Annotated in this window: 18 protein-coding genes and 1 riboswitch; of the genes, 4 read left to right on the forward strand and 14 right to left on the reverse strand. The window is 32.6% G+C overall.

Going from position 1 to position 23,127, the window contains the following annotated elements; all coding sequences use genetic code 11:
- Window positions 1–23 precede the first annotated feature (23 nt).
- From NRK67_04610 to glgB, 5 genes are all read right to left on the reverse strand, one after another.
- On the reverse strand, window positions 24–2,420 hold the full coding sequence (locus NRK67_04610; GenBank protein UUV17188.1) for a glycogen/starch/alpha-glucan phosphorylase: 2,397 nt from the start codon (window positions 2,418–2,420) through the stop codon (window positions 24–26).
- A gap of 21 nt (window positions 2,421–2,441) precedes the next feature.
- The gene (gene glgA, locus NRK67_04615; GenBank protein ID UUV17189.1) at window positions 2,442–3,869 is read right to left on the reverse strand and encodes a glycogen synthase GlgA; all 1,428 of its coding nucleotides are present in this window, start codon (window positions 3,867–3,869) and stop codon (window positions 2,442–2,444) included.
- 54 nt (window positions 3,870–3,923) lie between these two features.
- Window positions 3,924–5,045 carry a glucose-1-phosphate adenylyltransferase subunit GlgD gene (gene glgD, locus NRK67_04620; GenBank protein UUV17190.1) on the reverse strand — a complete coding sequence of 374 codons (1,122 nt, stop codon included), beginning with the start codon at window positions 5,043–5,045 and terminating at the stop codon, window positions 3,924–3,926.
- A gap of 15 nt (window positions 5,046–5,060) precedes the next feature.
- Window positions 5,061–6,185, reverse strand: a complete 1,125-nt coding sequence (locus NRK67_04625; protein ID UUV17191.1) for a glucose-1-phosphate adenylyltransferase — start codon at window positions 6,183–6,185, stop codon at window positions 5,061–5,063.
- A 151-nt stretch (window positions 6,186–6,336) separates the two neighbouring features.
- Window positions 6,337–8,223 (reverse strand): 1,4-alpha-glucan branching protein GlgB, encoded by a 1,887-nt coding sequence (gene glgB / locus NRK67_04630; protein UUV17192.1) that lies wholly within the window; start codon window positions 8,221–8,223, stop codon window positions 6,337–6,339.
- 275 nt (window positions 8,224–8,498) lie between these two features.
- Window positions 8,499–8,596: riboswitch (purine riboswitch) on the forward strand.
- Between the two features lie 92 nt (window positions 8,597–8,688).
- On the opposite strand from glgB, the gene NRK67_04635 reads away from it, so the two are divergent.
- On the forward strand, window positions 8,689–10,800 hold the full coding sequence (locus NRK67_04635; protein UUV17193.1) for a glutamine synthetase III: 2,112 nt from the start codon (window positions 8,689–8,691) through the stop codon (window positions 10,798–10,800).
- A gap of 32 nt (window positions 10,801–10,832) precedes the next feature.
- Here the strand turns inward: NRK67_04635 and NRK67_04640 are convergent, their stop codons facing one another.
- Complete coding sequence (locus NRK67_04640) at window positions 10,833–11,600, reverse strand: sulfite exporter TauE/SafE family protein (protein ID UUV17194.1); 768 nt, start codon at window positions 11,598–11,600, stop codon at window positions 10,833–10,835.
- 172 nt (window positions 11,601–11,772) lie between these two features.
- Here NRK67_04640 and NRK67_04645 point away from each other — a divergent pair, with 172 nt between their 5' ends.
- Window positions 11,773–12,366 (forward strand): hypothetical protein, encoded by a 594-nt coding sequence (locus NRK67_04645; GenBank protein ID UUV17195.1) that lies wholly within the window; start codon window positions 11,773–11,775, stop codon window positions 12,364–12,366.
- A 52-nt stretch (window positions 12,367–12,418) separates the two neighbouring features.
- On the opposite strand, the gene NRK67_04650 is transcribed toward NRK67_04645, so the two are convergent.
- The 4 genes from NRK67_04650 to NRK67_04665 all read right to left on the reverse strand — a co-directional run bounded on the left by NRK67_04650 (window position 12,419) and on the right by NRK67_04665 (window position 17,048).
- Window positions 12,419–13,399: a class II fructose-1,6-bisphosphate aldolase gene (locus NRK67_04650; GenBank protein ID UUV17196.1), complete on the reverse strand. Its 981-nt coding sequence runs from the start codon at window positions 13,397–13,399 to the stop codon at window positions 12,419–12,421.
- 538 nt (window positions 13,400–13,937) lie between these two features.
- Window positions 13,938–15,209, reverse strand: coding sequence for a serine--tRNA ligase (serS, locus tag NRK67_04655; GenBank protein ID UUV17197.1), 1,272 nt, complete (start codon window positions 15,207–15,209; stop codon window positions 13,938–13,940).
- A gap of 34 nt (window positions 15,210–15,243) precedes the next feature.
- On the reverse strand, window positions 15,244–15,837 hold the full coding sequence (locus NRK67_04660; protein UUV17198.1) for a TIGR03936 family radical SAM-associated protein: 594 nt from the start codon (window positions 15,835–15,837) through the stop codon (window positions 15,244–15,246).
- A gap of 326 nt (window positions 15,838–16,163) precedes the next feature.
- Window positions 16,164–17,048, reverse strand: coding sequence for a sulfite exporter TauE/SafE family protein (locus tag NRK67_04665; GenBank protein ID UUV17199.1), 885 nt, complete (start codon window positions 17,046–17,048; stop codon window positions 16,164–16,166).
- A 286-nt stretch (window positions 17,049–17,334) separates the two neighbouring features.
- Here NRK67_04665 and NRK67_04670 point away from each other — a divergent pair, with 286 nt between their 5' ends.
- Both NRK67_04670 and NRK67_04675 read left to right on the forward strand, forming a co-directional pair.
- Complete coding sequence (locus NRK67_04670) at window positions 17,335–18,546, forward strand: glycosyltransferase family 4 protein (protein UUV17200.1); 1,212 nt, start codon at window positions 17,335–17,337, stop codon at window positions 18,544–18,546.
- 26 nt (window positions 18,547–18,572) lie between these two features.
- Window positions 18,573–19,391 carry a hypothetical protein gene (locus tag NRK67_04675; GenBank protein UUV17201.1) on the forward strand — a complete coding sequence of 273 codons (819 nt, stop codon included), beginning with the start codon at window positions 18,573–18,575 and terminating at the stop codon, window positions 19,389–19,391.
- 74 nt (window positions 19,392–19,465) lie between these two features.
- On the opposite strand, the gene NRK67_04680 is transcribed toward NRK67_04675, so the two are convergent.
- From NRK67_04680 to NRK67_04695, 4 genes are all read right to left on the reverse strand, one after another.
- Window positions 19,466–20,980 (reverse strand): nicotinate phosphoribosyltransferase, encoded by a 1,515-nt coding sequence (locus tag NRK67_04680; GenBank protein UUV17202.1) that lies wholly within the window; start codon window positions 20,978–20,980, stop codon window positions 19,466–19,468.
- 94 nt (window positions 20,981–21,074) lie between these two features.
- Window positions 21,075–21,647, reverse strand: coding sequence for a phaC PHA synthase (locus tag NRK67_04685; GenBank protein UUV17203.1), 573 nt, complete (start codon window positions 21,645–21,647; stop codon window positions 21,075–21,077).
- Window positions 21,648–21,655: 8 nt separating this feature from the next.
- The gene (locus NRK67_04690; protein ID UUV17204.1) at window positions 21,656–22,333 is read right to left on the reverse strand and encodes a hypothetical protein; all 678 of its coding nucleotides are present in this window, start codon (window positions 22,331–22,333) and stop codon (window positions 21,656–21,658) included.
- A 108-nt stretch (window positions 22,334–22,441) separates the two neighbouring features.
- Window positions 22,442–23,062 carry a protein-L-isoaspartate(D-aspartate) O-methyltransferase gene (locus NRK67_04695; GenBank protein UUV17205.1) on the reverse strand — a complete coding sequence of 207 codons (621 nt, stop codon included), beginning with the start codon at window positions 23,060–23,062 and terminating at the stop codon, window positions 22,442–22,444.
- Between the last annotated feature and the right edge of the window lie 65 nt (window positions 23,063–23,127).

Below are 23,127 nucleotides of genomic sequence, written 5' to 3' on the forward strand. Positions count from 1 at the left end.
GACTAAAAATCAGGTTTTTTCATCTATACCTTCCAAATTTCTTCTGCATACTTTCTTATGGTGTTATCACTAGAAAAACGACCGGATTTTGCAATATTTTTAACTACCATGGAATTCCATCTATCACGGTCACGGTAAATACCATCTATTTTTTTATGTGTTTCTAAGTAGGAGTTAAAATCCTTTAGAACAAAATACCTGTCTTCATCTATTAGGTGACTGTATATACTTGAAAAGTCTCCTCCAAATGTTCCGTCCCGGAGCATTTCTACAACTTTATTTATTTTAGGATTTTGTTTTAGAAATTTTATTGGATTATAAGATTGTTTTTTCTCTATCTCTTTTAATTCCTTATAGTTTAATCCAAAAATAAATATATTTTCTTCTCCCACAGCTTCTTTTATCTCAACATTTGCTCCATCTAAGGTTCCTATAGTCAAGGCCCCATTCATCATGAACTTCATGTTTGATGTCCCGCTAGCTTCCATTCCAACAGTGGATATCTGCTCACTTAGATCACTTCCAGGGATTATTATTTGAGCTTTACTCACGCTGTAATTTGGAATAAATACTACCTTTATAAATTTATTGATTCTCTCATCATCATTTATCAATTTTCCTACAGAATTAATCAATTTTATAATTCTTTTAGCTAAATAATAACCAGGTGCTGCCTTAGCTGAAAAAATAAATGTCTTTGGATGCATTCTAAAGTCTTGATTTTCAAGTATTTCCATGTACAGGTAAATTATATGTAAAACATTCAAGAGCTGTCTTTTATATCCATGGAGTCTTTTTACATGGGTATCAAAGATAGAATTGATATCTACCTCTATCCCTGTTTCTTTCCATATAAGTTCAGCCAATTTTTTTTTGTTTTCTAGTTTTATCCCCTCTATCTTCTCACAAAAACTCCTATTTTCTGAAAATTCAGTTAATTTTTCCAAAAGACTCGGGTCGTCTTTCCAACTAGATCCAATCGTATTATCTATCAATGTTGTCAATGGTTTATTTGACTTTAAAAGCCATCTTCTATGGGTTATTCCATTAGTTTTATTATTAAACCTCTCTGGATATAATTCATAGAAATTTTTCAGTACTTTTTTTGTTAAAACCTCTGTGTGTAACTCTGATACTCCATTTATAGAGTGACTTCCTACAATAGCTAGATGTGCCATATTTATTAATCGGTCTTTAATAATCGCAACTTCCATAACCCTGTCCCAATCATCGTATTTTTGATAAACCTTATCACAGAATCTTCTGTTAATCTCTTCAATTATCATATATACTCTTGGAATTAATTCCTGAACTTTGTCTATCTCCCATTTTTCCATGGCTTCTGTCAAAATTGTGTGGTTGGTGTAAGACATCACTTTTTTTGTGATCTCCCAGGCTTCATCCCAGTATACTTTCTTTTCATCTATTAAAATTCTCATAAATTCTGCAACACAAAGAGCAGGATGAGTATCATTTATCTGTATGCTGAAGGTGTCAGGAAATTCACTTGGTGAAACACCTTTCTTAGAATTATAGTCCACTATACTCTGGAGTCCGGCACTGACAAAAAAATACTCTTGTTTTAATCTTAGCAGTCTCCCGCTTTCAGTTGTGTCATCAGGATACAACAATTTTGAGATAGCTTCAGCCTTTCTTTTCTTTTCATCTAATTCTGAAAAAGTACCATAACTAAAGGAATTAAAGTCAAAATCATTCCCTTCTATTTGAGCTTTCCACAATCTCAGATTATTCACAACCTTATTCTTATAACCTACAATAGGTACATCGTAGGGAACTGCTAAGATTGTTTCATATCCAGTATGAACAGGTGTTAAAAATCCCCCTAACTCTTTTAAAGTTATGTCTCCATAAAATTTTATCCTTTTAGATTGATGACTTTTTTTAGTTTCCCAAACAAATCCATTTTTTAACCAATTGTCAGGCCCCTCTATCTGTTCTCCATTTACTATTTTTTGTTCAAACAAACCATAATCATATCTTATACCGCATCCATGTCCTGGTATTCCTATTGATGCCATAGAATCCAAGAAACAAGCAGCCAGTCTTCCTAACCCGCCATTTCCAAGACCTGGTTCGGCATCATATTTATCAAATTCTTTGAAGTCTAACCCCAATTCATCCATAACTTCCATACATAGTTCTTCCAAACCTAGATTAATGATATTAGTACCTGTCATCTTCCCCAATAAAAATTCTAAGGAAAAATAATATACCTGTTTTTCCTTTCCAATCCTATAATTTTCATTTTTTTCCAGCCAGTTTTCTGAAAGATACCCCTTTATAACTGTGGCAAATATCTTATACTGACCTTCTTTAGATGTGTCCACAAATTCCTTTGTAAACATTATCATAGCTACTTTTTTTAAATCAGATAGGATCTTTTCTTTTGTAATATTCATAATATCCCTCCTATCTTCCCTTTATTTTTTATTTATTAGAGCTTTATATATCTTCTTATATTCTTTAGCTGCATTTGCCCAGCTGCTCTTCCTTTCCATGGCATTTTTAACCAGCTTATCCCACTGTTCTTTGTTTTCATGGATTTTTAAAGCATACTTTAAGGTTTCCAGTAATTCATGGGCATTATAATTTTTAAATCCAAAACCGGTTCCTGTTCCTTCGAATTCATTATACGGAATAACTGTATCCTTTAATCCTCCTGTTTCCCTTACAATAGGGATAGTTCCATACCTCATAGAAATTAATTGAGACAATCCACATGGTTCAAATAATGACGGCATTAAAAATATATCTGATCCAGCATATATTTTTTTAGCCAGTACACTGTTAAAAGTAATGTTTGCTGATAATTTAGATGGATATAGATGTGCATAGTACCTAAATAGATCTTCAAATTGAAGATCTCCGGTTCCCAATACAACCAGCTGTATATCTAAAACTAATAGTTCTTCTAATATATGCGCTATGAGATCTAAACCTTTTTGTCCGGTAAGACGCGTTACAATTCCAATAACCGGTATATCCTCACTCTCTGGCAACCCCAGCTCCTTCTGCAAAGCCAGTTTATTCTTTATTTTTTTTGTCCTTGTAGAGATACCATATTTAGTATTAAGCTCCTTATCTTTTCTAGGATTAAAACTCTCATAATCTATACCATTTACTATCCCTGTAACTTTATAATCTAACTTTTGAAATAGCCCGTGGAGACCCTCCCCAAAAAAAGGATATTTTATCTCGTTGGCGTATGTATCACTCACTGTAGTTATATAATCAGAAAAAGTAATTCCCCCTTTCATATAGGAGATAGCATCGTTAAATTTTAATCTTTCCTCATCAAAATAATAATCGCTTAAACCTAGGATATCGTGAAGTGTATTTTTACTATATACACCCTGAAATTTAAGGTTATGTATGGTATATACCACCTTTATATCTTTATATTTTTCCCCATAAAATGCCTTTAAAAATACAGGAATTAAAGCTGACTGCCAATCATTGCAATGGATAATATCAGGTATAAAATCCATGTGTTCAATGGAGTCTATTACTGCTCTAGCAAAATATGCAAATCGTTCACCGTCATCAAAATATCCATAGGCATTTGGACGATTAAAATAACCTTCGTTATCTATAAAATAAAATGGAATATTGTCATATTTCATATTATAAAGACCTACATATTTCTCCCTCCAAGATACATTGGTTGTAAACTTAGATATCAATCTCATTCCACTACGATATCTGTCATGGATACTTGTGTATTTAGGCATGATCACCCTGATATCTGTTGTTTTAACAAGGGCTTTAGGAAGAGAATGTGCAACATCTCCTAACCCTCCGCTCTTGGCAAAGGGGTGTGCCTCACTACTTACAAATAATATTTTCATAATGCTCTCCTTTTTTCTTAAAATGCTGGCTCCGTAGAGCCAGCAAAAAATATGTTATCCGTCTAAGAGTGATTTTTTTTCTATTATTAATGGAAAATCTTCCGATCCAATCACTTTTTGATATTTGCTGATTGTTACATTTTTATCTATAATCACATTTCTTATCTCCACACCCTCTTCAATTATACAAGATTGCAAGATTATACTATTTTCTATGGTAGCCCCTTTTTTTATTACTACCCTTCTACCTATTATGCTGTCTTTCACCGACCCCTTTACAATACAACCATTAGCTATAAGGGAATTAGACACCTTAGAATTCGGTTTATAGATGGCTGGTGGCGTGTCATTAATTTTTGTAGATATTCCGCCGTTATTCAGGAGAAGTTCCTCTCTGGTCTCTTTTTTTAATATATCTTTATTTGCTCTAAAATAATTTTTTGTGGAATCAATAAATTTAGCATATCCAGTAAACTCGTATAGATTGGTAGAAATTTTATGAACGCTATGTTCAATAAATTTATTTAAATCTCCCACAAAGCCATTCTGCACCCCGCTCATGAGAAGGTCTATTAGGAGATCTTTTTTTATAATCTTTATCTCCAATGATATATTTGTTTCTTCCTGGGAATCTACAACCATTCCAAATTTTTTCACTTCTTTATTTTCATTGAGTATTACACTTGTAGATCCTCTGTACGCCTTTATATTTTCATCTATTTTTTTATACACTATAGTAAGATCTTTCCCTGATTTTTCATGAGAATCTATAATAGATCGTAGATCAATGTTAGCAACTAAATGAGATGAACATAATACAACATAATTTTCTTTACTCTTATGCAAATATTCTAAATTAGATCTAAAGTTTTCTACATTTGATTTTCCAATTTCAGAATCAATGGTAGGATGCATCAAAAATATCCCCCCATTTTTTCTGTTTAGGTCCCAAAACTGGCCTCCCCTTATATGATCTCTCAGTGATCTAACATAGCTGTGTGGAACTACTATTCCCACATTTGAAATCCCAAACCTAGTCAGGTTTGTTAGGGAAAAATCCACTACTCTATACCTTCCTGCAAATGGAATAGATGCAATCGGTCTATATTTTGTAAGTCCCCTTATATCATTAGTGTCTTGAGATGCCAGTATTAATCCCATATATGATTTTGCCATAATTCTCCTCCAAATTTATTTTATAGTTTTATTTTGTGGTATCACCTTTATCGTAGTATCTCCAGCATGAGTTCCAGACAGAACATTTGTATTTTCTCCTACTATAACTCTATCCAAGATTACTCCCCTTCCTATTTTTACATTTGGAAATAACACTGAATTTTTAACTACAGCTCCCTCCTCAATAATTACACCGGGAAATAGTACTGCATTCTTTATAGAACCATAGACTTCACATCCATCTACTACCATAGAATTTTCAACTACGGCTCTTTCACCAAAATACGCAGCTCCTTTTGGTTCTCCCGATGTATATATCTTCCAATTATTGGTATGTAAATTTAAATCATTATTTTCATCCAACAGATCCATATTAGCTTCCCATAAACTATTGATCGTTCCCACATCTTTCCAATAACCCTTAAATGGATGGGTAACCATTTTCAGCCCATCTTCTAACATCTTAGGCAGTATATTCATACCAAAATCATTTTCTGATTCTTTATTCTTTTCATCTTCAATGAGATATTTTTTTAATTCCGACCATTTAAAGATATAGATTCCCATAGATGCTAAATTACTCTTTGGTTTTTCTGGTTTTTCTTCAAATTCATATATTGTGTTGTCATCCCTGACATTCATTATCCCAAACCTTTTAGCTTCTTCTAAGGTCACTGTTAAGGCAGCAATGGTTACGTCTGCTCCTTGTTTTTTATGTTCCCTTAACATCTTATTATAATCCATCTTATAGATGTGATCTCCAGACAAGATGAGTACATGATCTGGGTCATATCTGTCTATATACTGGATATTTTGGTAGATAGCATTAGCCGTTCCTTTATACCAGGCTCCACCTTCCTGTGTTGTATATGGCGGTAAGATTGCCGTCCCCCCATGCATACTATTCAGATCCCAGGCTAAGCCTGTTCCTATATGTGTATTTAATAAAAATGGTCTATACTGGGTAAGTATTCCCACTGTATCTATCCCTGAATTTGTACAATTACTCAATGGAAAATCTATAATTTTATATTTACCTCCAAAATCAACTGCTGGTTTTGCTACATCTGAAGTTAAAGGAACCAATCGACTCCCTTGTCCTCCTGCTAATAGCATAGCTATCATCTCTTTTTTTCTCATTTAAACTCCCTCCTATGAATGTTTAACTTTTAGACATCTTATCACAATTCACTTATAATTCATCAGGTGAATTGAATATTTTTTAATCGTCACACTATAAAAAATTGTTCGTTTAAAATTTCAGTACTAAAAGTTTTATAAATACTGTATTTTAAAACTTTGGTTTTAAATATAATACTGAAAGGGGAGCTATATCTATCTCTATATGGCAAAGTTCTTTATCTATACCGCCCCATCTAGGTTTTAATATTTCTGAATTTATTCTCCCTTCTCCCCCATACTTATTGGTATCACTGTTCAATACTTCTTCATAATCAACAAATCTAGGTACTCCCATCTTATGTTTAGAGTAATGAACAGGTGTAAAATTATATACTGCTATTATAAAATCATCCCTCTCCTCACTCTTTCTCATGAAGGAAACTATCCCACAATTACTATTATTCGCCTCTAACCAATGAAATCCTTCATATGAATGATCAATTTCCCAAAAAGATTTCTCTTTTCTATAAAAAAAGTTTAAATTTTTAACAAATTCTCGCAGCTCTCTATGTTTTTGAAGCTCCAATAACTGCCATTCTATCGACTCATAAAATCTCCATTCTAAAAACTGGCCGATCTCTCCCCCCATGAAAAGAAGTTTTTTTCCAGGGTGTGCCATCATATATCCTAAAAGTAACCTCAAACTTGCAAATTTATCCACATAGTATCCTGGAAATTTTTCTATAAGAGATTTTTTCCCGTGAACTACTTCATCATGGGAAAAAGGCAGAACATAATTTTCTGAGAATGCATAAACTATTGAGAATGTGATTAGATTATGATGAAACTTTCTATTGATGGGGTCGAGCTCCATATATTTCAAGATATCATTCATCCATCCCATATTCCATTTATAGTTAAATCCTAACCCATTTTCTTCCTTTCCCTTAGTTATATTTGGCCGAGATGTAGATTCTTCAGCGATCATCAGTGCATTTGGAAACTCCTTAAATATTGCGGCATTCAACCTTTGCATAAAATCAATTGCCCATAAATTTTGGTTACCGCCATCTTTATTTTTCAACTCCGGACTAGGTTCCTTGCAAAAGTCTAAATACAACATATTAGATACCGCATCTACTCTGAGACCATCTATATGATATTCTTTCATCCAAAATATAGCATTCGATATTAAAAAACTATGAATCTCTCGTTTGGATAGATCAAAGTTACAAGTTCCCCACTGTTCATTTTCTCCCAATACTGGGTTGCTATATTCATATGTCGGGGTCCCATCAAATCTATATAAACCATGAGCATCTTTGCAAAAATGTCCCGGTACCCAGTCCAAAATAACTCCTATTCCGTGTCTGTGTAGCTCATCTATCAAATACTTGAAATCTTCTGGTATTCCATGTCTGCTAGTAACTGAAAAATATCCTGTACCCTGGTATCCCCAGGAATCATCCAGTGGATACTCAGCTATAGGCATCAATTCTACATGGGTATATCCCATTTCAGAAACATATTTAGGCAGTTCCTCTGCTAACTCTCTATAGGTCTGGAAATTTTCCTTCCCCTGGGGTTTTTTCCAGGATCCCAAATGAACCTCATATATATTCATAGGATTTTTATACGGTTGATAGGATTTTTTATCCTCCTGCCATTCCTGATCATTCCAAACATAATTTTCTAAATCCCATACTATTGAAGCTGTATTTGGCCTTAATTCTGAATACAACGCATATGGATCTGATTTTACAAGGTTTTTGCCACTCCATGTTTCAACAGCATATTTATATTTATCGCCTTTTTTTATCCCGTCAATTTGAAGAATCCAAAAGTCATTAATTTTTTTCATCCTGTGACTATTATGATCCCAATTATTAAAATCCCCTACCACTGAGAGACTTTTTGCATTGGGAGCCCAAGCTCTAAAAGATACTCCACAGTCATTTATATGTGCACCTAATAAATTATATGACTCAAAATGGTTCCCTTCGTGAAAAATATGAACATCAAATTCAATTTCCTTTTTTTCTTCCTCATATTTCATAACTAACCCCTTTGTTTGTTAAGTTTGTTTTACATTAGGAGTATACCCCAACTCGATCATGTTTACAAAAAAAAATTGCTTTTTTCCTAAAAATTTGTTATAATGCTCTAAATAGTTGGTACACATAAAATATTGGAGGTAAGCAAATGGTTTTAAAAAAAATTGACAGATTAGACATTTTCATATTTAGCTTTACTTCAAAGATGGGCTTAGTATCTAAAAAACTAAAAACAGTTTCTTATAGGGGATAGTGACTTCGGGTCACTGTCCCCCTTTTTTAAAATTTATATAAAACTTATATATCCCCATAATATGGTTGGGAGTTTCTAGGGTTTACCGCAAATTAACCACTATAAGTGAATTTATGCCGCTATCGTCCAAGGCTTGTTTTTCACTTACTTAAAACATGTCTTGTTTTTTTATAAATTAATCACAACGAACATTCAAACAACTTAGGAGGTCAAAATGGAAAAAATTATTAATGAAACTAAAAGTGTACCTGAAATTTATGGAGATTATTGCTTCGACAAAACTACTTTGAGACAGCGTGTCCCAAAGAGTGTATTCAAAGAATTTTTAGAGGTACAAAATGGTAGAAAGGAATTGACTCTTTCCATTGCTGAGGTAATAGCCAATGCTATGAAAGACTGGGCTATAGAAAAAGGAGCTACTCATTTTACCCACTGGTTCCAACCCCTTAATGGACTTACTGCAGAAAAACATGATTCTTTCATCTCTCCTATCGGAGATGGACAAATCATAATGGAATTCTCTGGTAAAGAGTTAATTAAAGGAGAATCAGATGCATCTTCATTTCCAAATGGCGGACTAAGATCTACCTTTGAAGCCCGTGGATATACTGCCTGGGACACTACCTCACCTGCTTTTTTAAAAGATGATAATACAGGGATCACACTATATATCCCTACTGCTTTTGTTGCTTATACAGGAGAGGCTTTGGATAAAAAAGTACCTCTGCTCAGATCAATGAATGCCGTTGAAAAACAAGCTCTTAGAATCTTAAAGATCTTAGGAAACAACACTTCTCAACATATTACTACATGTTTAGGAGCAGAGCAGGAATACTTCTTAGTTGAAAAAAACCTATTCAATAAGAGATTGGACCTGGCTCATACAGGTAGAACATTATTTGGTGCAAAACCTGCTAAATCACAGGAACTTAGAAGTCACTATTATGGAACTATAGAAGAGAGAGTGGCTGCCTATATGAGAGAGCTGGACTTTGAACTATGGAGATTAGGAATCCCTTCAAAGACTAAACATAACGAAGTAGCTCCTAACCAATTTGAGCTTGCACCTGTATACAGTACTTCAAATGTAGCTACCGACCAAAATCAACTTGTGATGGATACTATAAACAAAGTGGCTATCAGACATGATTTAGTGGCATTATTACACGAAAAACCATTTGCAGATGTTAATGGTTCAGGTAAGCATAATAACTGGTCTCTAGCTACTGATGATGGTATAAACTTATTTGATCCAGGGAAAAATCCTAAAGAGAATGCACAATTTTTAATCTTTGTAGCTGCTGTTATAAAGGCTGTAGATAAGTATGCACCACTTCTTAGACTATCTACTGCAAGTGCATCTAATGACAACAGATTAGGAGGACATGAAGCTCCACCAGCTATAATCTCTATCTTCTTAGGAGATGAGTTAGAGACTATCTTCAAAAAGACCGATGAAAAATTAGAAACTAGAAGTAAAATGGAAATTGGGGTAGATTCTTTACCTAAGTTATCTATGGATATCACCGATAGAAACAGAACTTCTCCATTTGCATTTACAGGAAATAAATTTGAATTTAGAATGCCTGGTTCCAGCCAAAGTACTTCTACACCTAATATCATGATAAATACTATTATGGCAGATGTATTAAAAGAGTTTGCTGATGAATTAGAAGGGGTAGAAGATAAGACTAAGGGAATTCAAAAATTAATATCTAAAACATACAAAGAACATAAAAGAATCATCTTCTCTGGAAATGGTTATGGTGAAGAATGGGTAAAAGAAGCTAAGGAAAGAGGATTGCCTAATTTAAAATCTACTACAGATGTAATAGGAACTTATATTACTTCTGATACAATTGAATTATTTGGAAGACACGGAGTATTGTCTGAGGGAGAATTAATCTCTAGATACAATATCTATGCTGAAAATTATTACAACCAAATAGTAACAGAATCAGCTGTAATGATTAAGATGGCTGTTCAAGATATCTATCCGGCATCAAATAGATACGCTTTAGAGCTGGCTGAAATAATTAAAAAATCTTCTAAAATATTAGGAGAAGGGTTCGCAGTAACTCAAAAAGAACTTCTGGCTTCTATCTTAAAAAATAATGCTGGTTTATATAATGCAGCTAAAAAACTAGAAGAAAAATTAGATGAGTTAAACAATTTAGAAGATATTACACTAAGTGTTAACTTCACTAAAGATGAACTATTGCCTCTTATGAAAGAATTAAGAGTTCATGGAGATAACTTAGAAGGAATAGTGGAACACAAGATGTGGCCATTCCCGACTTACGAAGAATTATTATTTAAATTATAAATAAAAAAGAGCGGATTTTTCCGCTCTTTTTTCTATACTAAACTGCTTATCACATTATAAATATTTAAAATCACCAAAGCTATTATAGAAATATTGAATATTCTATGGATCGTTTCATGGGTTAATTTATGATTGAAGTGAGCACCTATAAACCCTCCTAATATCCCACCAGGAATCATTACATAGAGCATGGATAGATCGAGTCCTATAAATCCGGTTTCTATAAATATCAAAGTTAATTTTGTAAACTGAGATAATAAAATTATCAATATTGAAGTTATTGCTGCTTTTTTTATATCCATATTCATGAGTAAAACCAGCACCATCACATTTATAGGACCTCCTCCTATCCCTAAAAAAGATGCAATAGTTCCAAGAATCATACCTACCAAGAATAACCACAAGTAATTTTTTACATGATATTTTGAGAAATTTTCTTTAAATAAAACCAATATCAAAAGAAATGCCAATATAAATCCTTGAATCGCAGTAGCAAAACCTTCATTATTTAAAGTTTTTAAAAAAATACCAAATAATAAATTACCAATTCCCCCTCCTAATATTGATCCTGCTGCAATTACCAGCATATTCTTTTCAATTTTAAATCCCTTCTTTATTTGTTTCCCTGTAGATACAACAGCCATTGAAAAAACCGTAAAGGAAGAGAGTATCCCAATAGTAGTCAGATCATAAGTTCCTATAGCGTCTAAAACCGGCTTTATAACCACTCCTCCGCCTAATCCAACCAGTGATCCAAAAATTGTTGCCAGTAGTCCAATACCAAAGTATAATATCATCATTTTTTTCCACCTTTATAAAATTAATATGTATATCTATGATAGGCTAATCTCTTATTTATGTCAACCTGTATCCCTTCAAGTCTTCCTTTTGTCACTCTTATTAAAGCCGTTAAAAAGGATTTTTTTATTTAACTTTGTAAAAAGTAATATAGAGAACCATGGGGTGGTTAAAATGATTTTTAACAATTTGAAAAATGAGATAAAATTAGATGAACTTTTTAGATTTGATAAGAAAACCAATTCTTATATAATAGATATTTTTGTAGATCACTATGAAGCTCTTTACAGTACTCTGGATTTTTCCCCCTTTAAAAATAAGGATTTAGATGATGATTTAATTGCCTATCTAGAAGAGTCCATAGAAGACATTCCCTTTCGATACAATCTTTTAGTTAATATAAATATGCCTCAAAATATCTATGATAAAGTTAAGGAGAACAGAGGGATAAAGGAAATAAAACACTATTTTTTATATCTGCACAAGAAGAAAAAAAAGGAGATCTATGAAATTTACAGGTCAGCTATGGGAAATTTTATTACTGGTGTCTTATTTATTTTTGCAATTTCCATTATCAAAAAAAATCTTCCCCTTACACACCTGGTATGGGAGATAGTCATAGAGGGGTTTTATGTAGGAGGATGGGTTTTCCTTTGGGAGTTTTTTTCATTGCTTTTTTTAGATCCCAGCAAGGAAAAAAGAAAATTAAAACAGTATCAGAGAGTTTTGGATTCTAAAATCAGCTATACCTATCACAAGAGATCATAATTAAAATCTAAATAAAAAAAGGAGATAGTCAGACTATCTCCTTTTAAATTTATTACTTATTTCCTTTTTTGTAAGCACCTTCAGAACCGAATACATCAGTTATTTTAGACATATAGAATTCCTTCATATAGTTCTTTGCTGGTGTTAAATATTTTCTAGGATCAAATTCTCCTGGTTTAGTAGCTAATACTTCTCTGATACCAGCAGTAAATGCTAATCTACCATCTGTATCAACATTGATCTTAGCAACTGCTGATTTTGCAGCTCCTCTTAATTGCTCATTAGGGATACCAATCGCATCTTTGATCTCTCCACCAAACTCTTTTATCATTGAGATAAATTTAGCTGGTACTGATGATGAACCATGTAATACGATAGGGAATCCAGGTATCTTAGTTTCAATTTCAGCTAAGATATCTAGCTTTAACTTAGGATCATCTCCTGGTTTAAATTTATGTGCTCCATGTGAAGTTCCGATTGAGATAGCTAAAGAATCTACTCCAGCTTTTGCTACAAACTCTTCTACTTCATGTGGTTGTGTGAAAATATGTTCTTCATTAGATACTTCATCTTCGATTCCAGCTAAAACACCTAATTCAGCCTCAACAGTTACACCATTTGCATGTGCGTATTCTGCAACTTTTTTAGATTCAGCAATATTTTCTTCAAATGAATGATGAGATGCGTCTATCATTACTGATGAGAATCCCCATTCGATACAATCTTTAGCCTGCTCAAAAGATGACCCGTGATCTAAGTGTAAAGCGATAGGGATATCTGATCCCATTTCTCTTGCAACGTCAACAGCTGCTTTAGCTAACATAGCTACTACTGGTTTACCCATATAGTTTCTAGCTCCATTTGAACATTGTAATATAACTGGTGACCCCATCTCAGCACATGCTTCAACGATTGCTAACATTTGCTCCATGTTGTTGAAGTTAAATGCAGGTACTGCATATCCTTCTTTATTTGCTTTAGCAAACATCTCTTTAGTGTTCACTAATCCTAAATCTTTGTAATTATATCTCATAATTACCTCCTCTATTGTATTTGAGTTTTTCTACTCTTTAATAATACCAAATTTAATACATAAAAGCAATCTTTTGAAAGATTATATTTTACCCTCTATTTGCTTTAAAATATGCCTAAAAAACGCCTTGAATTTCATTCTCTTCTTAAATAGAACAAAAACCTCTGGAACTAATTCTATAATCGTATCTATTAATTCGTTATATCTCTGTAGTTTTCCAGTAAAAATGTTTTGTGCATTTATTAGCCACGAAATAAGTAGTATATCAAAAATCCTCAAAAAATTAATTCCAACCTGGGTAACTCCCCTCCAGGTGATATAAAAATTATAAAATTTAAAAATAACCTCACCATCCTGGATCATCAACAATTGAAATAATATTGTAGTGAAATAAAGAAGAAAAACATATTTCATCTTCTTTATAGAATTTTTTAAATTTTTGTTAAATAGCAGGTTTGAAAAAATCATCAAACCTGCTACTATTATTAATATATATATATTAGATGTAAGGATTGTAATTAGGAGTATAAAGAATATACTACTTTTTAACAACATCTAATCCGCCCATATATGGCTTAAGAGCTTCTGGAATTAAGAAACTTCCATCTGCTTGCTGATAATTTTCCATAATAGCCAGTAAAGTTCTTCCTACTGCTAATCCAGATCCATTCAATGTATGAACAAATTCACTCTTTCCGCCTTGAGCCGGCTTGAATCTAAGTCCCATTCTTCTAGCTTGGAAATTTCCACAGTTAGAACAAGATGAGATCTCTCTATATGTATCTTCAGATGGTAACCATACCTCTAAATCATATGTTTTAGTTGCTGAGAATCCGATATCTCCTGTACAAAGTTGAACTACTCTATATGGTAATCCTAATTTTTGTAATACAGTTTCTGCATTTACTACCATTTTTTCTAATTCTTCATTTGAGTTATTAGGGTGAGCTAATTTTACCATCTCAACTTTATTAAATTGATGTTGTCTGATTAATCCTCTGATATCTCTACCATATGATCCTGCTTCCCTTCTAAAACATGGTGAAAATGCAGTATAATATTTAGGTAGATCTGCTTCTGCTAAAGTTTCTCCTCTGTGGATATTTGTTAAAGTTATCTCTGAAGTTGAGATTAGGTACATATCATCTTCAGTTTTATACATGTCGTCACCAAATTTTGGCAATTGACCAGTCCCTTCACATATTTCAGGTTTTACTAAAACCGGTGTAAGGTGCTCTGTATATCCATGCTCTGTAGTATGTAGATCTAACATGAAGTTTATTAGTGCTCTTTCTAATCTAGCTCCTGCTCCTCTATATAGAGTGAATCTAGATCCTCCTAATTTTACTCCTCTTTCGAAATCTAATATATCTAAGTCTTCTCCTAATTCCCAATGAGGTTTAACATCGAAATCAAACTTTGAAGGCTCTCCCCAAGTTCTAACTAAGATATTATCAGTATCGTCATTTCCAACTGGTGTAGACTCATGATATACATTTGGAATAGTCATTTGGAAATATTTGATCTCCCCTTCGATTACAGATAATTTCTTATCTATTGCTTTGATACTAGAACTTACAGATCCCATCTCTTCAATAATATGAGATGCGTCTTCTCCAGCTCTCTTTAACTTTCCTACCTCTTGTGAAGCGTTATTTCTTTTAAACTTTAAAGTTTCTACCTCTGATAATAACTCTCTTCTTTCCTCATCTAACTGCTCAAATCTATCTAAATCTATCTTGGCATTTCTATTTTCTAAAATTCCTTTTAAAAATTCAATGTTATTTCTGATATACTTTAAATCTAACATGCTTACCCCTCCATATTTTATTTTATATTTTATTTTAATTACTTTTTTTATATCCCATTCTTGTAACTTTCAGACCTTTAGTATCTATCTCAGCCAATGTAAATAAACCTTTGGGAGAAATATTATATAACTCTAAAAAGATCTTATTGGCAATCCTTTTAAAATCTGCTATTTTTTCTTTTAAGTTTCTTTCTTGGGTTTTTCCTCTTTTTTCCCTTATTTCTATGATTTCATCACTGTTTAATAGATTTTCTAAAGCATCTATATCCGCTGTACATCCCTCTACCTCATAGATCAAAATATCAAAATCATTGGCTATCCCCGATTTCTTTGGGACATCGTAGATCTTATGAAATTTAAACCCTTCAGGTGAGTTGGAATTTAGAAGTTCTACCATCTCCTCATTGGACAGTTCGGAGATTATCTCAGCATCCATTAATTCATTGTATGCTTCATCTCCTAATGACACAGGATTTCCAAAGGACAATTTTGGTCTTGGGTGAAACCCTTCTGAATGTTTTATAGTTATACCAGTTTTCTTAAAGAGTCTCTCTAAAAATCTTATAGTATCTAAATGAGAGATGTATTTCATATCTCCGATTCTATCAAAGACTATTCTTTTCTTCATGTTCATCTCCTCTTTATCGCTTATTATATCTGACAATTCTAACATAAACCATTAAAAAATTCAATCAAAAGAAATACAGAACCACTTATACAGGTGTTATTTTTATAACCTCTGATATTTATTATTATTATTTAAAATTAAAATGACCATATCAAAATTAATTTTACCTCACTTAATTTAGATATTAAAACAGTCCAAAAAATTTAAAGTCCATCGAAAAAACTATCTGTCTTTTCAATGGACTTAATTTATCTCTATAAAGGTTTTAAATATAATACCTTTGTAGAAAATTTTAACCTAGCCTACATCTATCAAGGAATATTTAATTAAACATTAACAGGTTCTTGATTTTCAGGTGAAAAAGAATCTTTTAATAAATTAACCGAAGTATAAAGGATAACTCCCATAATAACCCAAGTTAAAATATTTATAGGTAGTGATTTAACTAGATAAGCTGCCACAACAACTCCAACCGACCCAAATATTGTACTCCATAGAGTAACACTTCTATGATAAGCTCCTTCACGGATAAACTTTGCACTTGCTGCCGGCATTAAATATGCACATGATCCCATCATAATAGGGAAAGCAACTAATGGACTTAGTCCAAGGGCATATACCAGTGCCATACAAGGGGCATAAAGTCCTATTCCAAGAGTCATAAGCGCTCCTAATATAAAATTCCCTATAATTGCTATAATTAATTTAATACCAGAAAGACCAACTGCATCTCCACCAGATGAAAGTATTCCTAATTTACCGGCTAACATTATTATTACCACAACTATTAAAGCTATCCCCATATAAAGTTGAACCTTTTTCTCGTTCAATTTGGCCACATATCCTGCACCTAAAAGAGCCCCTAAAGTTGCAGCTACAAGCATAGATATCAACGTAACCAGATCCACCTTTACATCTTTGATAAAAATAAGAGCTTCAATAACAATAGGAATAGTCATAGCAGTGTTTAAAGTTCCAGGAATAATCCTGTCATTTACCAACTTAAACTGTTTAAATATAGCAGTCATAGGTGCAAATCCACCTATTCCAAGGGTGTCGAAAAAACAAATTATAAATCCAATACCACTTAAAGCTACCTTATTTTCCTTTTCTAACTTATTCTTTCTCTTAACCTCTCTATAATCTTTAAAAAAAACTGCAAGATACCATAATCCCATACAAAATAAAATTCCTAATAACGCTCCAACCATCTTTCCTCCTTCTACAAAAAACAATACATGTGAAAATAATACCATAGTTTGAAGATTTTTACCAATTTTTTGTTACGGATACAAAACATTAAACCCAATTATGATACATTAAGTTTTAATTAAAAAAAATATATAATGTTTATTACGACTAATAAAATAATTAAAAAAAACTTAAAAAGATCAAAAATTAAACACTTAAATACGGAAAAAATTGAAAAATATTGTAAAAATTGTCTATTTTAGTTAAAATATAATGAAAGCTTTTAATTACCTAGGAGGGAATTTAATGAAAATTCTTCATATTATATCTCAGAAACCAAGCGATACCGGAAGTGGAATCTATTTAAAAAATCTAATAAAAGAATTTGCCGATTTAAACCACTCTCAATGTTTAGTTTATGGCAGTGAATTTCAAGGAGAAGTAAAGGATATAGATATTTTTTCCACCTACGAAGTTATTTTTAATACATCCGAACTCCCCTTTCCAATTGTCGGTATGAGTGACATCATGCCCTATAAAAGTACCGTGTACAAAGAGATGGATAGTTCCATGATAAACCTTTATGAAGATGCTTTTAAAAAACAAATTTTAAAAGCTGTGAAGGAGTTTAACCCAGACTATATCCTCTGCCATCATTTATATTTTTTGACTGCCTTAGTAAGAGAATGGGTCAAAGATATTAAGGTAATTGGATTTTGTCATGGAAGCGACCTCAGACAGATGAATACACACAGCTTAAAAAATAGTTTCATCCAGGAAAAAATTAAAAATTTAGATAAAATCATAGCCCTTCACGAAGTTCAAAAAAAAGAAATTCAAAAGATCTATGATGTAGAGCCCTATAAAGTTACTTCCCTTGGAATAGGGTTTAATAATAAAGTTTTTCATTTGATCGATACAGAAAAAAACAATGAAATAATCGATATAATCTTTACCGGTAAGATCTCATATGCAAAGGGGGTTCGGTATCTAATAGAGGCCTTTTCTTCCATTAAAACAGATAAACAAATAAGACTTAACCTGATTGGTATGGGGCATGGAAAGGAATATGAAGAGATTCTAACCCATAGTAAAAATAGTAAGAATGAGATAAAGTTTTGGGGTATGGTTGAGCAGATTAAATTAAAAAAGATCTATAATAAAGGGCACATTTTTATCCTCCCATCCCTATACGAGGGCTTACCCTTAGTTTTAGTAGAAGCTATGGCCTGTGGACTGAGAGTCATCTCTTCTGATCTTCCCGGGATAAAGCCCTGGTTTGGAGATGCGATCAATGATTCAAATATGATCACATACATAGATATTCCAGAAAGAGTCTCCCAGGATCAATTAAAAGAACAAAATGAAGAGATCTATATAAAAAATATAAAGAGTGCTCTTTTAAACTCTTTAGATACTCTCCATCATACGAATCATGATATTTCTTTAAATAGATTCACTTGGAAAAATTTAACTTCTCAATTAGAAGATATTTTAAAAGATATTAAAAATCAGTAAAAAAATTTTAAAAATGGAGGAACCATATGAATTTTAAATGTAAATGCGGGGCTAAATACAGGACTAAAACGCCTGAATTTACAGGGGATATAGAGGCTACAATCTACACCGACGGGGTAGTAGAAGGAGCTATGACTCCTAGAATGATAGATGTTTTTATATGTGATACCTGTAAAAAAATCAAATTTGTCAGTGAATGTGAAGAAATCCAAGAGAAGGCCGCCACTCTTCTCCTAGAACCCACAACTGAGAAATACTTAGAAATTTTAAAAGATGAAAAATTTAAAACTCTGAATATCCGGATAAAAACCTGGCAGAGAGCCAACGATAAATATAGGGAGATCGATTCCTTAGATGACCTCAAAGTAAAGGTAGAACTTTTAAAGGCTACCATTTCACAAATTCCTTCTATAACACACTTTAACGAATATATTGCTAAGATGGTCCAAAAAAAGGAAACTCTTTCTGAAAATGTATCCATAGCTGTAGTGGAAGAAAAAATTAATGAATTGATCCAAAAAAGAGAGGAAGTCTATGGCAGACTGAAGGAAAAAAACCACCTAAATAATATCACAGCTCAAATTAAAGAGATGGAAGAAGTAGGAGAAGCAGAAGTAGTTTATAGTACTCAAGAAAAAGAAAACATGAAAATCCTTTTAGATATCTTAGGAGAAAGCAGTGCCGAAAAGATTTTAAAGGCAGAGCTTCATAGAAATCTAGGAGAATTTGAAAATTCTATAGCTATAGCCGATGAAATAACTGCAAAACAATATGAGAAAATCAGAGATCTTATAAAAAATTTAAGTGAAAGACATCTAAAAAAACCAGCTAGACTCAATTCTTGATTAAAGTAAAAAGAGACCTAAAGATTCGATTTTAGGTCTCTTTTATTAATTCAATTGATTTCTTATTTTAATTTTTATATTTCACCCTTAATTTGTTTAGATATTTTACTTATAAGCTTATACTTTAATCTTCTCAAATCATGGGATAGATCCACCTTATATTTATGTGGATTTTCCAGTCTCTTTCTCTCAGTAGATATTTTATCTAATTCTGCCAGATAATAATCTCTTGAAATTTTTATATCTTTCAACTTTGAATATTCTTCAGTTATGTCACCATCTTTTACGTATATTTTAGTAAGTTTTTTATAGGTATAATCTCCCCCTGCCAAACTAACATTTTTAAAGTCATACTTTTCATCTCTGAGTTCCAGGGTTTCATTATTCATCAATAACTTCTTATCATTATCTCCATCAACTAAAGTTATTAAGTCTGCATAAGCTAATCCCTTTTTATCATAGAGTCTGTAGACCTCTTTAAAACCAGGATTTGATATTTTGATAATATCCTCCGACAGTTTTATAACTGATTCACCGTCAACTTCTACTATTTTATATACTCCTCCAAAACAAGGATTTGACTTACTTACAGCAATAGCATCTCCTACACCATAGGAGTTTACAGCTACATCCTGCTCCTTTAAAGCTCTTATTAAATTTTCATCCAATCCATTGGTTAGAACTATCTGAGCCTTATGAAGAGATGCCTCATCCAATAATTTTCTACATTTTTTAGACAGATATGCTAAATCTCCCGAGTCTATCCTTATACCATAAGTTCCCTGGTAGGAGTCATCTATCCCATTTTCTTTAAATGAATCTATGGCATTCTGTATTCCTATCTTCAAGGTATTATAGGTATCAATTAAGAGAATAAGGGGATTATTCCCACTTCTTCTATTTTTTATAAATTTATCAAAAGATTCTTTTTCTGCTTCCCTTCCGACACCAAAAGTCTGAATATATGAGTGTGCCATAGTTCCTACACTGGGGATCCCATACTTATATTCTGTAACTATATTGGAATGGGTTGTACATCCCCCAATATAGGCCGCTTTATTCCCCTCTACAGCAGAACTAAATCCATGGGCTCTCCTGCTCCCAAATGACAGCACAGGGGTAGGGTGAGCAGCTCTGCTTACACGAGATGCTTTTGTAGCTATGGCCATTTGCATATTCATTATATTTAAAATAGGGGTTTCTAAAATTTTGGCCTGAATTATAGGAGCTTTTATAGTTATAATAGGTTCATTGGGGTACGCTATCTCCCCGTCTCTCATAGCATATAGATCTCCTGTAAATTTTAACTTTACCAAATATTCCAATAATTCTTCCTCATGAATAAGGGGGGAAAAATATTTTCTTTTTTCCTCCTCACTTGTACTATTTAAAACCTCTATCAATTTAATTACTTCATGGATACCGGAAACTACAGCTAAGCCTCCATCCTCTGTTTTACGAAAGTACATGTCAAAAACAGCTACCCTTTCCTCCATACCCTCCTTTAAAAAAACATCACTTTCTGTATATTGATACCTATCGGAGTTTATTACATTTGCAAATTCACTTAACAGTTGTCTATCCTTCATAGGTTCCCCCTCTTTTATTTAAAATCTTGATAATTTCTCTTTTAATCTATCTAATTTATAGTTAGCTTTCTATTTTTAATTCTTATCTTTACTTTTAAAGCTTCCAGTTAAAATTTAAAAATGGCATTACCGGTAAAATACCATTACTGGCAAAGTTTAAAAATCCTATTTGGATACCATTTATCTTATCTGTAACATTTATAAGTCCCAATTGAAAAAATGTTTCCTTGGAATAGTTGATTACCCCAAATTCATAACCTGAATTAGTTTTTGAATAGTTAAATATTCCTAGTTTTAATCCTGTAAACTCATTTGTAAGATTTCCCGCTCCTATTAAAAGCCCCTTACTATCCCCACCATGGAGATTAATAAGCCCCAGACCGGTTCCTCTAAATTCAGTATTAACTTTATTAAATATTCCTGCTCCTAAAAATATTCCCCCCTGCAGACCTGTGAATTCGTCTACATCACTGGCGAACATATTAAAATCAACCCCTGTAACTTTTTCTGTAGTTCCAAAAAATACAGGCACACGTAATCCTTTGACCTGTTCACCTTCACCTATATTCAAAGTAGGTGTTAATCCTAACTGAAAGTTTGTACTTTGACTAAAACTTGTCATAGTCACACCGATCATCAAACTTAAAAATAATATTAGTTTTTTCATTTTTCCTCCTATAATTCTGTCTCAAAAAAGAATGTCACATTATTTGATCCACCATCTACCCCGTTAATAGTCCCAAATATTCCTGATCTATGCGAAATTCCCATTCCAATATAGGTATCTTCCAAGTCATCTATCTTAGTAATATCTTTAGCATTGAAAGAAAGGGTAATGTCTATATAGTTTAAATAGTTAGAGTTCTTTTCATTATATTGATTGTATCTTTCTAAATTAGTAATATTACTTGTATAAGATAATCCTTCTGATACTCCCAATCTTGTACGGACATATTTATCCCATGGAAATTCCGTCCAGTATATTTTTATACCAAAATTTATCTCATAGGTATTATCATTTGTGTAATAATCTGTTTCTTCACCGCTATAACTGTTAAAGTGGGTAATAAAACTACTCTGTAAAGTTATATTTATTGGAAAATCATAGGGTCTCTTGTATACATATCTTTCCACCTGTATCCCAGCAATCTTACCATCGTTGGGGTCTTTCTTTAAATCTTTAAAGGCCAGCAGATCTCCTAAATCTGACTGTGTAGCTATTCCATATAGAGGCCTGATTATATATTTGTTTCCATCTACGTCAAACGCCTTTCTACTCTTTCCCTCTCCCTCTGTCTCTCCGTAAAGATTCAAAGAAAGGAGGGTTATTAAAGCAATAATTATTTTTTTCATTATACTTGTATCCTCCCTATTTAATAATGTCATGTGGAATTATTGTACCATAATTATTAAATTTATTTTTTAAGAAATTTATTTTTCTAGTAGTTTTTTAATAAAAACTTATTTGATCATGGGCACAAACTTTACATAAGCTAAACCAGTTATTAAAAATGTATCCCCATCATTTCTCTCTATATAAAACAATTGTTGTCTGAATCTACCTACAGGAATAATCATCCTCCCCCCTATTTTTAATTGTTTCATGAGGTTTTGTGGAATTTCTGCAGGTGCAGCCGATACTATTATAACATCATAGGGAGCCTTTTTTTCATACCCTTCAAAGCCATTTTTATTCAGCACTTCAATATTTTTATATCCTAAACGATTGAGCTTTTCTTTAGATTCCAGATAAAGATCAAAGTTCACCTCTAGAGTAATAACTTGCTTTGCAATTTTAGATATGAGTGCCGCTTCATATCCCGATCCTGCTCCTACCTCTAAAACTATGTCATTTTTTTCTATTTTTAATTTTTCCAGCATATAAGCTACGATATACGGCTGGGAAATTGTCTGTCCCGATCCAATAGGAAGAGGGTAATCATTGTATGCAAACTCAATCTCTTCCTCTCTGACAAAAAGGTGCCTTTCAACCTCTAAAAATGCAGCTATTACTTCAGGAGCTTTTATTCCGCGATAAAGAAGCTGTTTTTCTACCATAGATTTTCTCAGTTTTTCAAACATCTTTCCTCCTTTAAAAATTTATCATTCTTTTAATTTAAATAATAGTAACTTTTACTAATTAAATT

It is taken from the genome of Fusobacteria bacterium ZRK30 (assembly GCA_024628785.1).
Classification (GTDB): Bacteria; Fusobacteriota; Fusobacteriia; order Fusobacteriales; family Fusobacteriaceae; genus Psychrilyobacter.